General features: G+C 71.6%; 13 protein-coding genes and 1 tRNA gene. 12 read left to right on the top strand and 2 right to left on the bottom strand.

Annotation, left to right across the window (positions count from 1 at the left end; translation table 11 throughout):
* Positions 1 to 129 precede the first annotated feature (129 nt).
* On the bottom strand, positions 130 to 900 hold the full coding sequence (locus ACZ6SA_RS38155) for an SDR family oxidoreductase (RefSeq protein ID WP_465833733.1): 771 nt from the start codon (positions 898 to 900) through the stop codon (positions 130 to 132).
* A 54-nt stretch (positions 901 to 954) separates the two neighbouring features.
* Here ACZ6SA_RS38155 and ACZ6SA_RS38150 point away from each other — a divergent pair, with 54 nt between their 5' ends.
* The 5 genes from ACZ6SA_RS38150 (at position 955) to ACZ6SA_RS38130 (ending at position 6,431) form a co-directional block, all read left to right on the top strand.
* Positions 955 to 1,554 carry a TetR/AcrR family transcriptional regulator gene (locus ACZ6SA_RS38150; protein ID WP_347650246.1) on the top strand — a complete coding sequence of 200 codons (600 nt, stop codon included), beginning with the start codon at positions 955 to 957 and terminating at the stop codon, positions 1,552 to 1,554.
* Between the two features lie 10 nt (positions 1,555 to 1,564).
* Complete coding sequence (proB, locus tag ACZ6SA_RS38145; protein WP_465833730.1) at positions 1,565 to 2,683, top strand: glutamate 5-kinase; 1,119 nt, start codon at positions 1,565 to 1,567, stop codon at positions 2,681 to 2,683.
* Positions 2,684 to 2,767: 84 nt separating this feature from the next.
* A complete protein-coding gene (locus ACZ6SA_RS38140) occupies positions 2,768 to 4,039 on the top strand; it encodes a glutamate-5-semialdehyde dehydrogenase (protein ID WP_347650247.1) in 1,272 nt (423 codons plus the stop codon).
* Positions 4,040 to 4,088: 49 nt separating this feature from the next.
* Positions 4,089 to 4,277 carry a hypothetical protein gene (locus tag ACZ6SA_RS38135; protein WP_347650248.1) on the top strand — a complete coding sequence of 63 codons (189 nt, stop codon included), beginning with the start codon at positions 4,089 to 4,091 and terminating at the stop codon, positions 4,275 to 4,277.
* An 81-nt stretch (positions 4,278 to 4,358) separates the two neighbouring features.
* Entirely contained in the window at positions 4,359 to 6,431 is a 2,073-nt protein-coding gene (locus ACZ6SA_RS38130; protein ID WP_465833727.1) for a serine/threonine-protein kinase, read from the top strand.
* Between the two features lie 67 nt (positions 6,432 to 6,498).
* On the opposite strand, the gene ACZ6SA_RS38125 is transcribed toward ACZ6SA_RS38130, so the two are convergent.
* Complete coding sequence (locus ACZ6SA_RS38125; RefSeq protein ID WP_443150911.1) at positions 6,499 to 7,530, bottom strand: M48 family metallopeptidase; 1,032 nt, start codon at positions 7,528 to 7,530, stop codon at positions 6,499 to 6,501.
* Positions 7,531 to 7,617: 87 nt separating this feature from the next.
* Between ACZ6SA_RS38125 and nadD the strand changes: the two genes are divergently transcribed.
* The 7 genes from nadD (at position 7,618) to ACZ6SA_RS38090 (ending at position 13,505) form a co-directional block, all read left to right on the top strand.
* A complete protein-coding gene (gene nadD, locus ACZ6SA_RS38120) occupies positions 7,618 to 8,235 on the top strand; it encodes a nicotinate-nucleotide adenylyltransferase (RefSeq protein WP_347650251.1) in 618 nt (205 codons plus the stop codon).
* A gap of 90 nt (positions 8,236 to 8,325) precedes the next feature.
* Positions 8,326 to 8,721, top strand: coding sequence for a ribosome silencing factor (gene rsfS, locus ACZ6SA_RS38115; RefSeq protein WP_347650252.1), 396 nt, complete (start codon positions 8,326 to 8,328; stop codon positions 8,719 to 8,721).
* Positions 8,718 to 9,347: a histidine phosphatase family protein gene (locus ACZ6SA_RS38110; RefSeq protein WP_347650253.1), complete on the top strand. Its 630-nt coding sequence runs from the start codon at positions 8,718 to 8,720 to the stop codon at positions 9,345 to 9,347. Before rsfS ends, ACZ6SA_RS38110 begins: the two co-directional genes overlap by 4 nt.
* A 121-nt stretch (positions 9,348 to 9,468) precedes the next feature.
* Positions 9,469 to 9,541, top strand: a tRNA-Ala gene (locus ACZ6SA_RS38105).
* Positions 9,542 to 10,146: 605 nt separating this feature from the next.
* Positions 10,147 to 11,475: a hypothetical protein gene (locus tag ACZ6SA_RS38100; protein WP_465833724.1), complete on the top strand. Its 1,329-nt coding sequence runs from the start codon at positions 10,147 to 10,149 to the stop codon at positions 11,473 to 11,475.
* Positions 11,476 to 11,862: 387 nt separating this feature from the next.
* Positions 11,863 to 12,798, top strand: coding sequence for a GNAT family N-acetyltransferase (locus tag ACZ6SA_RS38095; protein WP_347650255.1), 936 nt, complete (start codon positions 11,863 to 11,865; stop codon positions 12,796 to 12,798).
* A complete protein-coding gene (locus tag ACZ6SA_RS38090) occupies positions 12,795 to 13,505 on the top strand; it encodes a PIG-L deacetylase family protein (RefSeq protein ID WP_465833722.1) in 711 nt (236 codons plus the stop codon). The genes ACZ6SA_RS38095 and ACZ6SA_RS38090 overlap by 4 nt, the downstream gene beginning before the upstream one ends.
* Positions 13,506 to 13,514 lie beyond the last annotated feature (9 nt).

The following is a 13,514-nucleotide window of genomic DNA, read 5'->3' as shown; positions in this document are numbered from 1 at the left end:
CGCGGTTGTTCCCGTCCCGCTGGGGCTTGTGTCTGGCTCCGAGGGCTTGTCCGCCGGGGGGCACGGCGTGATGGCGTCCGGCGTGCGACGGTCACGACGAGGGGCCGGCTGGAGGCCGCCCCTGCCCGGTCAAGGGCGGAGGGTGGCTTCGGCGCCGCCGTCGGCGTAGAGGATCTGGCCGGTCATGAACGCGTTGTCCGGGCTGACCGTCCAGGCGAGCAGGGACACGATCGCGGAGACGGGCCCGGGGAATCCGAGGGGCTGGGGCATCATGGAGGAGACGAGCGCGCGGGTGGCCGGATCGTCCAGGAACATCGTCCTCGCCGACTCCGTGTCCACCACGCCCGGTGCGACCGCATTGAGCGGAATGCCGGCCTCTGCCCAGGCAGGGCTGACGGCGGCCCGGCGGAGCCAGCGGTTGAGCGCCAGCTTGGTGGACGGGTAGACGATGCGCCCCCGGCCGGCCTCGACGGCGGTCGTGACGGCGGACACGGCGGCCTCCTCGTCCATGGACAGGCACGCGCCGACGATGGAGTCGTCGGCGGCCACGATCGCGCTCAGCGAGGAGACGGCGACCGCCCTGGGCCGGTCCGATGCGGCCAGAAGGGGCCGGAGGCGCTCCAGGGTCGCGATCGTGCCGAAGAAGTTGAGCCGCGCGGTGAGCGGCGACGGGGCGGCGCTGCCGGCCACGGCGATCAGGCCGTCGACCCGGCCGTCCGAGGCCGCCGCCACCCCTGAGGCGAGCTGTTCGCGGCCCTCCGGGGTGGTCAGGTCGGCGGTCACCTCGGCGTCGCGCACGTCGCAGCGGATCACCCGGTCGCCGCCCTTCTCCAGGTGGTCTGCGGTGGCGGCGCCGATGCCCGACGCGGCCCCGGTGACGACGTAAGTACGGATTCCCATGGACAAATTACTACATCGAATGAATAGATACAGTCAATGTAGTAATGTGGCGTCATGGCGGACGGGCTGAGGGAGCGGAAGAAGCGGCGTACGCGCGAGGCGCTGACAGCGGCGGCGGTGGAGCTGTTCCGGCGGCAGGGCTACGAGGCGACGACCGTCGCCCAGATCGCGGCCGCGGCCGACGTGTCGACCAGGACGTTCTTCCTGCACTTCCCCACGAAGGAGGATGTCGTTCTGTCCGACGCCGGCACGCGGGTCGAGCTGGCCGTACGGACCATCGAGGGGCGGAGGCCGGACGAGCCGCTGCCCGACGTGCTCGCCACGGCGGTCGAGCGCATGATCAGCGAGGTCGCCGGCTCTGACCTGGCCACCGGGATGGCCGACGTCCGGGTGGAGCTGACGCTGACCGTCCCCGACCTGCAGGCCCGGATGATGCGGCGGCTGCTGGACGCGCAGCGGCGCGTCGTCGACGCGTTGTGCCGGAGCTATCCGGAGGAAGACGACGAAGTGGTCGTCGGCGCGATGGTGGGGGCGATGATGGGTGCGGTGACCTCGGCGGCCGCGTACGCGCTGCGCCGGGGTGACACGCCGGAGGAGGTCACCGCCGCCATGCGCGCGGCGGCCGGGCGCGTCGCACGTTCCAGCAGCCGATAAGCTGCCAGACGTGCGGGAACAGCTCAGCTCGGCGTCCAAGGTCGTGGTCAAGGTCGGCTCCTCCTCGCTCACCACCCCCCAGGGCATGATCGACGTCGACCGGGTCGACGCGCTGGTGGATGTGCTGGCGGCGCGGCGCCTGGCCGGAACGCAGATCGTCCTGGTCTCCTCGGGAGCGATCGCGGCGGGCCTCGGCCCGCTGGGGCTGACCGCGCGACCACGTGACCTGGCCACCCAGCAGGCGGCCGCGTCCGTCGGGCAGGGTGTGCTCGTCGCCCGCTACACCTCCTCCTTCGCCCGCTACTCCCTGCGCGTCGGCCAGGTGCTGCTCACCGCCGACGACATGATGCGCCGCGCCCACCACGCCAACGCCCAGCGCACTCTCAACCGGCTGCTCGAGCTGGGCATCGTGCCCATCGTCAACGAGAACGACACGGTGGCCACCGACGAGATCCGCTTCGGCGACAACGACCGCTTGGCGGCGCTGGTGTCGCACCTGATCCACGCCGACGCCCTGGTGCTGCTGTCGGACGTCGACGCGCTCTACGACGGCCCGCCGAGCCGCAGCGGCTCGCGCCGGCTGACGGAGATCCGCGGCGCCGGCGACCTGATCGGGGTCGAGCTCGGCAGGAACGGCGCGGCCGTGGGCACCGGCGGCATGGTGACCAAGGTGCAGGCGGCCAGGATCGCCACCGGGGCCGGAGTGCCCGTGGTGCTCACGGCGGCCGCTCACGCGGCCCAGGCGCTGAGCGGAGCGGACGTCGGCACCTACTTCCACCCCGGCGGCCGCCATCCCGGCACGCGCCTGCTGTGGCTCGCGCACGCCACCACCGGGCGCGGCCGGCTCCACCTCGACCAGGGCGCGGTCGACGCCATCGTGGGCCGGCGCAAGTCGCTGCTGCCGGCAGGGGTGACGTCGGTGGAGGGCGAGTTCGCCGCCGGCGACCCCGTCGACCTGTGCGAGCCGAAAGGTCTCGTGGTGGCACGCGGCCTGGTCAACTTCGACGCTGCCGAGATCCCCGGCCTGCTCGGGCGCTCCACGTGGGAGCTGGCGAGCACGCTGGGTCCGGAATACGAGCGCGAGCTGATCCACCGTGACGACATCGTCATACTGGAAGCCCACAGTTGAGAGCCGGATGCCCGACCGACGGGCCCCGGTGACGAAGGACGGACGGGGCGCCGGGCGCCCCGGGCAGCGGAGCGGAGCGGAGCCATGAGCACAGAGTTCCTGAAGGTCGCCCACGCGGCGCGAGAGGCCGCCGCCGAGCTGGCCCCGCAGCCTCGGGCGCCGAAGGACCGGGCGCTGCGCGCCATCGCCGACGCGCTGGTCGCGCACGCGGCGCCGATCCTCGAGGCCAACGCCAAGGACGTCGAGCAGGCCAGGTCCCAGGGCACGGCCGAGGCGATGATCGACCGGCTGCGGCTCGACGAGGCCAGGATCGCGGCCATCGCCGAGGCCGTGCGGCAGGTCGCCGACCTGCCCGACCCGGTCGGCGAGGTCGTGCGCGGCGCCACGCTGCCCAACGGCCTCGAGTTGCGCCAGCTCAGGGTGCCGCTGGGGGTGATCGGCATCATCTACGAAGGCCGGCCCAACGTCACCGTCGACGCCGCCGCCCTCTGCCTCAAGAGCGGCAACGCGGTGCTGCTGAGGGGCTCGTCCAGCGCCCACTCCTCCAACGCCGCCCTGGTGCGGGTCATGCAGGACGCCCTGGCCGGCACCGAGGTCCCGGCCGGGGCCGTGCAGCTCGTCCCCGGGCTGACCCGCGACTCGGTCAAGGAGCTCATGCGCGCCCGCGGCCTGGTCGACGTGCTGATCCCGCGCGGCGGAGCGTCGCTGATCAACTCGGTGGTCGAGGAGTCCACCGTCCCGGTGATCGAGACCGGCGTCGGCAACTGCTCCGTCTACGTCGACGCCGACGCCGACCTCGACCTGGCCGTGCAGATCCTGGTCAACGCCAAGGCGCAGCGGCCCTCGGTGTGCAACGCGGCGGAGACGTTCCTGGTGCACGCCGACGTGGCCGACGCGTTCGTGCCCCGGGCGCTGCGGGCCCTGGCCGAGGCGGGCGTGACCGTCCACGGTGATGCGAGGATCGCCGCGTACGGCGAGGTCGTGCCGGCCACGGATGACGACTTCCGCGCCGAATACCTCTCGCTCGACATCGCCGCCGCCGTCGTCGGCTCGCTGGAGGAGGCGGTGGCCCACATCAGGCGCTACGGCTCCGGCCACACCGACGCCATCGTCACCAGGTCGCAGGGGGCCGCCCGCAGGTTCGTCGCGCTCGTCGACTCGGCGGCCGTGGCGGTCAACGCCTCGACGAGGTTCACCGACGGAGGCGAGTTCGGCTTCGGGGCGGAGATCGGCATCTCCACACAGAAGCTGCACGCGCGCGGCCCGATGGGGTTGCCCGAGCTGACGTCCACCAAGTGGATCTACACCGGTGAGGGGCATTTGCGCACGTCGGAGGGCACGGTGGTGGCCGGTTAACCGGCGTGTCGGCATGGCCGGCGCCTGACGACGCGGCTTGACTGGGGGCATGGAAATTGTCGTCGCCCTCGCCCTCATGGCCGCGGTGTTGTTCGGCGCCGACCGGCTGCTGCTCCGGCTGGAGAGCCGTGGCCGGGTCAACTGGCGCAGGAACAATCGCAGGCGGCTGTCCGAGGCGCCCACAGCCGAGCTCGACAGCATGTTGTCCGGCGGGCCGGCCACTCACGCGCGCCATTAACCTTCGGCGTGCCTCACGCGGTGACTCGCGTCACGGCGCTAGGGTTGTGTCCCTTATGGGCGCGCCGGGCGGGGAGGGACGGTGAGCAAGCTCGGCAAGGTGGGGCCGTACACCCTGGTCGAGCGGCTCGGCCGCGGCGGCATGGGAGAGGTCTATCTCGCCTCGACCCGTCGTGGCGAGCACGTCGCACTGAAGGTCCTGCACGACCTTGCCGAGGACGAGACCTCGCGCATCAGGCTGGAGCGCGAGGTCCGCGCGCTGCGCAGGGTCGAGAGCCCCTACGTCGCCAAGGTCCTCGACGCGGACCTGGGCTGCGCGCGCCCCTACCTGGTCATGGAGCACATCGAGGGCGCCACGCTGCTCGACCGGGTACGCCAGAACGGCCCGCTCGACGACGCCGACCTGGTCGACCTCGCCCAGGGCATCGCGGCGGCGCTGGCGATCATCCACGCGGCCGGAGTCGTCCACCGCGACCTCAAGCCGGGCAACATCATCATGGGCGCCGGCGGGCCGGTCCTGATCGACTTCGGCATCGCCCAGGTGCTCGACGCGACCCGGCTCACCATGACGGGCACGTTCCTCGGCACGCCCGGCTACACCGCGCCGGAGATCTTCGCCGACGAGCACGTCGACTCGCCCGCCGACGTGCACGCGTGGGCGGCCACGGTGGCGTTCGCGGCGACCGGGCGGCCGACGTTCGGGCGGGGCACGGCCGAGGCGCAGATGTACGCGGTGCTGAACGGGCAGGCCGACCTCAAGGGCGTGCCCGTGCAGCTGCTGCCCCTGCTGCGGGCGGCGCTCAACAGGGAGCCGGGCAAGCGGCCGACGGCGGCGTTGCTGGCCGATCGGCTGTCGCGGCTGGCCAGGGCGGCGAGCGGGGCCGATCAAGAGCCCGCGGCGAGCGGTGGGCGGGCCGTCGAGGCGGCCGAGGAGGCCGGCAAGGGCACGGCCGTGCGCAGCCGCACGACGGAGGACTCGGCGCGCGGACGGGCCGGCGGCACGGGTGCGGACGGCAAGGTGCCCGCGCCGCGGGGCCGTACGAGCGCCGACGGCAAGGGCGCGGCGGCGCGCAGCCGTGGCAACGCGGACGGCGCGGCGGTCCGGAGCCGGGCGGCCGGGGACGGTCCCGCGGCGCGCAACCGCGCGAACCCGGACGGTTCCGCCGCGCGCGGCCGGACAGGCGCTGACGGTGCCTCTGTTCGTGGCCGCGCGGGCACGGACGGGGCCGCGGCGCGGAGCCGGGCGAGTACGGACGGTTCCGCGCGGAGCCGGACAGGCGAGGACGGGGCTGCACGGAACAGAGCGAGTACGGATGGATCCGCGCGGAGCCGGGCGGGTGCCGATGGGGCCGCGCGGAACAGGACGAGTACGGACGGGGCCGCACGCAACCGGGCGGGCACGGACGGAGCCGCGGCACGGAACCGCACGGACGGGGTTGCTGCGGCGCGGAGCCGTGTCCAGGCCGAAGGGAAGGTGCCCGCGCCGCGGAGCCGAGCGAGCGTCGACGGCAAGGTCACGGGGCCGCGCGCCAAGGTGACCGCGCCACGTCAGCGGACGGCGGCGGCCGTACGCGCGAGGGCCGCGACCAAACCGCAGGACAAGCGGAAGACGGGCCTGCGTTCCGAATCGTCCACCACGCTGCCCGCGGGCAACGGCGCCCTGCTGCTGCTCGCCGCGCTGGCGGTGCCGTGCGTGGTGACCTCGGTGATCTGGCCGATCGCCTCCATCGCCATCACGACGGTGCTCGTGGTGCTGACCAGGACCCTCTGGATGAGCCACTGGCTGGTCAGGAACCGCAGCTCACGGGCCACGCGCGTGGCCCTGCGCGTGCTGCTCTTCCCGCTCGCGCTCGCGGCGGCGGCGGCGACGGCCGCCGTGTGGCCTGGCGTGCCCGTCGCGGTGGCGTCGGGCGGGGCGCTCTGGGCGACCGGCGGGGGTCAGATCGACGCTGACTGGTGGCAGCAGCCGGCGCCGGTGACCGTGGCCGGCGTGGTGTTCGGCATGTTGTGCGGTGGATTCGCCGGGCGCGAGATCGAGCGCATCGGCCAGCGCCTGCCCGATCTGCGCAGGGAAGGGCTGCGCGCACTGGCCGTGCTGGGCGGGTTCGTCGCCCTGTGCGCGGCCGCCGTGCGCGCCATCGCCCTGCTGCTCTGATCCGCCGTCGCCGTGCGCGGCGGATCACGCGGTCGATCACGCTGATCGGCCGCGTGCGGCGCTCCCGTCAGCCCTGGCCGCCGTCGCGGCGGGAGAAGCGGTTGAAGATGCGCTCGCCCGCGTTGACGGCGCCCTCGGCCACGTCGCGCAGGACGCCGATGAACGGGTCCTGCGACTGCTGCCACGAGGCGCGGTAGGACTCTGCCGCAGCCTTCATCTCGTCGGTCACCCGGGCGTTGGCGTCGTCTTCCCTGCGCGGGTAGTCGCCGCCGATGATCCGGTCGTACTCGCCGCTGCGCTGCCACTTGTCCAGCTCCGCCACGCGCACCACCGCGAACGGGTGGGTGGTGCCGAGCAGGTTGAGCACCTTGAGGAAGCCGTCGCGAAGGTCGCCCGCGGTGTCGTATTCCTGGTACTGCGCGAGGAACGCCTCGATGTTCATCTCGTGGGTGTAGTCGCCGCCGGCGAGCTTCATCAGCGCGCGCTTGGCCGCCTCGGGGTTCTGTCCCGTGAGCAGGCCGCCGCGGTCGGAGGACAGCTCGGACTTGCGGTACCACTCCTCCAGGCCCGCGACGATCGCGCGCAGGCCGATGTAGCCGAGCGGGATCCAGGCGACGCGGGTGGCGAGGCGGGTGAGGATGTCGAGCATCGTCCGGTAGACCGCGTGCCCCGACAGGATGTGCGAGGTCTCGTGGCCGATGACGAAGCGCTGCTCCTCCTCGTTCATGAGGTTGAGCAGGCCGGTGGTCACGACGATGAACGGGTCGTCGAAGCCGATGGCCTTGGCCTGGACCTGCGGGTCCTGCTGGACGTAGATCTCGGGGATCCGGTGCAGGTCGAGGGTGTAGGCGGCGTCGCGGCCCATGTCGTAGAGCGAGCGGAACTGGGTCTCGCTCACGCGTACGGCCGACGCAAGATACATCAGGCGCAACCGGCGCTCGCTGACGAGGCCGGACATCTGCTTGAGAACTGTGTCGAACCCACTCAACTTACGCAGAGCGACCAGGGCGGACCGGTCTGCGGGGTGTTCGTAGGCTCGGGACGATATGCCGGGCAGTTGGACGCGGTTGCGGTCCGGGGTGGTCGTCATGCCCGGCATGCTACGTCCGCAACCGAAGCGATGCGCGGACATCACTCAGGGGGGTGCCATCATGTTGTCGTAGGACGTCCGCGTAAGGTCCGATTCATGATGAACGCGCCTGGTATCCAGGGGAAGCGGCGAGTGGGCGTGATGGGCGGGACGTTCGATCCCATCCATCATGGACACCTTGTCGCGGCCAGCGAAGCGGCCCACCATTTCCATCTCGACGAGGTCGTCTTCGTACCGACCGGACGGCCGTACCAGAAGTCCGAGCGTGAGGTCTCGGCGGCGGAGGACCGCTATCTGATGACGGTCATCGCGACGGCGTCGAACCCCCGCTTCTCCGTGAGCAGGGTGGACGTGGATCGCCCTGGCCCTACCTTCACTATCGACACATTGCGTGATGTATCGGACGTTTATGGTCCGCAGACCGACCTTTTCTTCATCACCGGCGCCGACGCCCTCGGCGCCATCCTCGGCTGGCAGGACGCCGGCGAGTTGTTCGAGCTGGCCCACTTCGTCGGCTGCACGCGCCCCGGCCACACGCTGCACGACCCCGGCCTGCCCGACGGCAAGGTGACGCTGCTGGAGATCCCCGCGCTGGCCATCTCGTCGTCGGAGTGCCGCCAGCGGGTCGCCAAGGGCGAACCGATCTGGTATCTGGTGCCTGACGGGATCGTGCAGTACATCAACAAGCGCGGGCTCTATCACGCCACCGGCTGAAGGTCGTCACGCTGTGGGTGAGGGGTTTCGGCCCGGAAGGGTACGCTCAACATAAGGCTTGCTGCCGACACAGGAGGACAGACCCGCATCGTGACCGCATCTGACAGATCCGTCCAGCTCGTGCGCATCGCCGCGGAGGCCGCGGCCGACAAGCTGGCCGATGACATCCTCGCATACGACGTGAGCGAACAGCTCGTCATCACCGACGCCTTCCTGCTCTGCTCCGCCACCAACGACCGTCAGGTACGCGCCATCGTCGACGAGATCGAAGAGCGGCTGCGCACCGAGGCCGACGCCAAGCCCGTGCGCCGAGAGGGCGAGCGCGAGGGCCGCTGGGTGCTGCTCGACTACATCGACATCGTCGTGCACGTCCAGCACGAGGAAGACCGTACGTTCTACGCGCTCGAGCGCCTCTGGAAGGACTGCCCGGCCATCACGCTGCCGGAGAGCGTCATGCAGGCCAATCTGCAGCGGGCCCGCAGTTGAGTAAAAGGATCGTGTGTCTGCGTCACGGGCAGACGTTGTGGAACGTCGAGCGGCGCTTCCAGGGCCACTCCGACATCCCTCTCGACGAGACCGGCATGGCGCAGGCGGCCAGGGCCGCGTCGCTGCTGGCATCGCTGCGTCCCACCCTGATCGTCTCCTCCGACCTCCAGCGGGCCAACGACACCGCGCTGGCGCTCGGGCGGGTCGTCGGGCTCGACGTGGCGGTCGACAAGGACTTCCGCGAGCGCGGCGGTGGTCAATGGGAAGGGCTGACGCGCGAGGAGATCGCCGCGCGCTGGCCCGACGAGTACGCCGCCTGGGAGGCACCGGACGGAGAACCCGTCGGTGACGTGGCCGCCCGGGTGGCGGCCGCGATGCGCAAGTGGGCCGGCCGCCTCGACGACGACGGGCTGCTCGTCGTGGCCTCGCACGGGGCCGCGCTGCGGCTCGGGATCTGCGAGCTGCTCGGGCTGCCGGAGGAGCTGTGGCCGGCGCTCGGCGGGCTGGGCAACTGCTCCTGGTCCGTGCTGCAGGAAGGGCGCAAGGGCTGGCGGCTGCTGGAACACAACGCGGGCACCCTGCCGGAGCCGGTCAACAGTGACGACCGGCCGGAGGCCGTGGCCTGAGGTCCGTACGGCTCGGGGGCCGTACGGGAGCGTTCCGGTGTGCCCGCGCGATTAGGAGAATCGCGGCGGATGGCTATATGCTCTCCGAGCGCCGCAACGGGTGTGCTCGGAGCGGTGATCAGGGGCTATGGCGCAGTTGGTAGCGCGCCTCCATGGCATGGAGGAGGTCTGGGGTTCGAATCCCCATAGCTCCACCCGCGGGGTCGGCATGAGAACGGCGGTGTCCTTCAGGGGCGCCGCCGTTGTTCGTATGTGCGGCCGGGGCGCCGATCCGGCGACGGAGGTCGCGCGTGCACCCGGCTCGACCGAACCGTGACCGGGTTGTCGGGTGTTCGCCTGACACGCCCGCGTGCGGGCCGTCCGTAGGCTCGGACCCGGCCACGGTTCGAGCGCGGGGGCGGACGCATGCCTGGCCGCCGAAGGACGGCAGGCCCCCCTCGTGCTCCGTCGGACACGGCCTTTCGGCTGGTGTGGCCACCCGGTCAAGGTTCTGCCGCTCTGCTGTGAAGGGTCGCTGATGTCCACCCCATTCCCGCCGTCTCCGGGGCACGGCCCCTCAGGGCCGCCGTACGGGCCTGGCGCGCAGGGGATGCCGGGGCAACAGGGCGGTGGCTTCCCGCCGATGGGGCCCGGAGGGCAGGGTCCGCGGCCGGGCGGTCCCGGCGGGGCGGGTCAGAGCGGTTCTGGAGGTCCCTGGCCGGGCGGGCCGGGTCAGAGCGGTCCTGGAGGGCCGTGGCCGGGCGGTCCTGGGCGGCCTCCTCGGCGCAACGGCGGTGGGAAGGGGCCGCTGATCGCCATCGTGGCCGTGCTCGCCGTCGTCCTGATCGGCGGGGCGGCCGGAGGGTGGCTGCTCATCCAGCAGTTCAGCGACGGACCAGGGCCGCCGCCCGACCCGTCCGGCAAGCGGCCCAGACTGGTGCGGACGCCCTCGGCGACCCCGGCCGCCGAGGCGGTGAAGCTGCGGCCGATCACCGGGTCCCAGCTCTGCGACGCCATCCCGGACGCCCTGCGCAAGAGCCTCGTCACCGACGGCAAGTACGGCGGGAGGGACGCGTCCACCGGGGCCGCCGCGGAGGACGACAAGCAGGCGAGCTGCGGGTGGCGAAACAACAAGATGGACGTCGGCGGCGGCGTCATCGGCCATCGCAGCCTGAACATCTCCGTCCAGGCCAGGAGCTCCGACACCCGGAACGCGATCGCGTACGCCAAGGACCGCTTCGAGCGGGACAGGAAGGCGCACGAAGGGCGCGTCAACGTACGGGACGGGCAGCGGATCGACGGGAAGACCTCCGGCTCGTCGTTCGGCGAGACCATCAAGCTGGACCACGGCGACGCCTCGTACAGCCAGAGCTCGATCGGGCACAGCGGCCTGTCCGCCGAGGTGTACGTCCGGCAGGGGCCGTGGCTGATCAAGGTCCGGTACGGCGGCAGCAACCGTTCCGGCCGGAAGTACCCGTCGGGCGACGAGGTGCGCGCCGCGGCCGGCAAGGTCGCCGAGCGCATCACCGCGGAGATGGCCAAGGACGCCTCGAAGGTCAAGGTCGGCGGGCCCTGCGGGATCATCAGCGTCGCGGACGTGCAGTCGGCGTTCTTCCCCGCCGTCACGGGGCCGTCCGTGGGCGACAACGACGGGCGCATCAAGCAGACCACCTGCACCTGGGCCATCCAGGAGGCGGTGAAGCACGAGCCGGGCCAGGAGTACACCACCAGGGGCGGAAGCCTGCGCGTCCACGTCGTCGACTGGGGGAAGGACGGCAGCAGCGGGTCGGACTTCCAGTTCGATCGTGATGCCAGGAAGTACGACCGCTACCGCGCCAAGGGCGGCATCGGCAACAGCGTGAGCCACACCACGTACGGGCCCAGGGAGGAGCTTTCGGGGCTCGGGGAGAAGGCGTTCGCCGTGGTGTCCTCGACCACCACGCCGGGCGAGCAGGACGAAGAACCCCGGCAGGAGTTGCTGATCAAGGTTCTGTCCGGCGAGCGTACGGTCGAGTTCTCCTTCAGGGGCACGACGGCCGGCGGCGGCATCGTCGAGGCCGACGACTACGAGAAGCCGGTCTTCGAGCCCGCGGTCGCCAAGTCCGCCGTGACGCAAGTGGCGAAGACGTTCCTCGCCGGACTGAAATGACCGGCGGCGCGGAGGGGTCCGGCGCCGCGGGCGGGCGGCGGCCCGGGCGCCCGTTCGGGGGCGCCCGGGGCTGACCGCCGAGGTCACGAGCTCGCCGGGTGGACAGGGGGTTGCCCGCCCGGCGGGGGAGCGTGCTGGAGGGGCGCGGCCCCTCCAGCACGCATTCCTCACGCGGGCGCGGCGCCTGGAACCGGTGCGCGGTCCGGTCACCCGGGCGGGTGAGGGCTGGGACAAGCAGGGCGAATGGGCAACCGTCCATAGTTACCGCACGCGAAACTAATTTTCCACATTTACTGCGAGATGGAAAATTTCTTCCTACATCGCTTGACCTGGGCGGTTAACACTGGGAAAGCTGTGGCGGGACAGCAGCAGCGTGAAAGGACCCCCATGGTGACTGTCCGCGCGTTCGCGCCCGGCGACGAACGCTCCCTGGTGGACGCCTGGAACAGGAGCATGCCAGGAGATCCCACCACCTCCGGATGGTTGCGGGACTGCGTGCTGCTCGACCCGAACTTCGACCCCGAGGGCCTGCGGGTGGCCGTGGTGGACGGGCAGGTGGTGGGCTGCGCGTACGCCGTCCGCAGGCTGACGCCCCTTGCCCCCGGCACCGATCTGGAGCCGGAGACCGGCTGGATCCCGTTCTTCTTCGTCGCGCCGGAGCATCGCGGCGGCGGGCTGGGGCGGCGGCTGGTGGGGGAGGCGCTGGCGTTTCTGGAGGGCGCCGGCCGAACGCGGGTGGATTTTTCGTCCTATACGCCGAACTACGTGCTGCCGGGCGCCGACCCGGAGCTCTACCCCGCCGGCTTCCGGCTGCTGGAGTCGCTGGGCTTCCGTACGCTGTACTCGCCGGTCGCGATGGACCGCACGCTCGTCGGCTACGTGACGCCGGAGGACGTGCACGAGCTGCGCGCCAGGCGCGAGAGCGAGGGGTACGTCTTCCGCAACCCCGCCGTGGGCGAGCTGCCGGAGCTGATCCGGTTCGCGGCCGACGCCTTCAACCCCGACTGGGGCGAGGCGATCCGCCACCACCGCGACCCCGATCGCATCGTGATCGCGAAGAAGGACGGGATCGTGGGCTTCGCCCTCTACGCGGCCTACCGCGGCATCCCCGAGCGGTTCGGCCCCTTCGGCGTCGACCCGGGGCAGCGCGGCACCGGCCTCGGCAAGATCCTGCTCCATCTCACCATGACGATGATGCGGGCCGAAGGGCTCCACTCGTCGTGGTTCCTGTGGACCGGCGAGACCAGCCCCGCCGGCCACCTCTACACCAAGGCCGGTTACGAGATCACCAGGCGGTTCCACGTGATGAGGCGAGAAGCATGACGCACGTTCTGGCCATCGGCGCCCACGCGGGCGACCTCGACCTGACCGCGGGCGCCGTGCTCGCCCAGCACGTCCTGCGCGGCGACCGCGCGACGCTGCTGCACCTGACGCTCGGCGAGCGCGGCCATCCCCGCATGTCCGTGGCCGACTACGCCAAGCAGAAGCGCGAGGAGGCCGAGACGTTCGCCGAGCGGATCGGCGCCGGCGTGCGCTTCCTCGACTACGAGGACGGCCTGCTCCCCGAGGACGACGAGGTCAAGATGCGCGTCGGCGACCAGATCAGGGAGCTGCGGCCGGACGTCATCCTGACCCATTGGGGCGCGTCCATCCACAAGGATCACGCTCGCACCCACCGCATCGTCGAGGACGCCCGCTTCTACGGCGGGCTGAAGACCCTCGAACGCGAGCAGCCCGCCTACTGGGCGAGCGAGCTCTACTACGCCGACAACTGGGAGGACGCCGAGGGTTACGCCCCCGACGTGTTCGTCGAGCTCAGCGAGGAGGCGTACGAGATCTGGTCACAGGCCATCACCGGCTACGCCTACGCCAGGGGCGAGACCTACGGCTTCCCCTACGTCGACTACTACCGCGCGCTGACCGTCGTGCGCGGTGCACCAGCCGGATACGGCCGCGCGCAGGCGTTCGCCGCCCCGAAGGGCTCGCGCGTCCTCCGGACGAAGTATTTCGGAAAGGCAGCCCTCCAATGATCAGGCCCC

Source organism: Nonomuraea sp. NPDC049378 (genome assembly GCF_055586745.1).
This window is presented reverse-complemented; position numbering and strand designations above follow the sequence as displayed.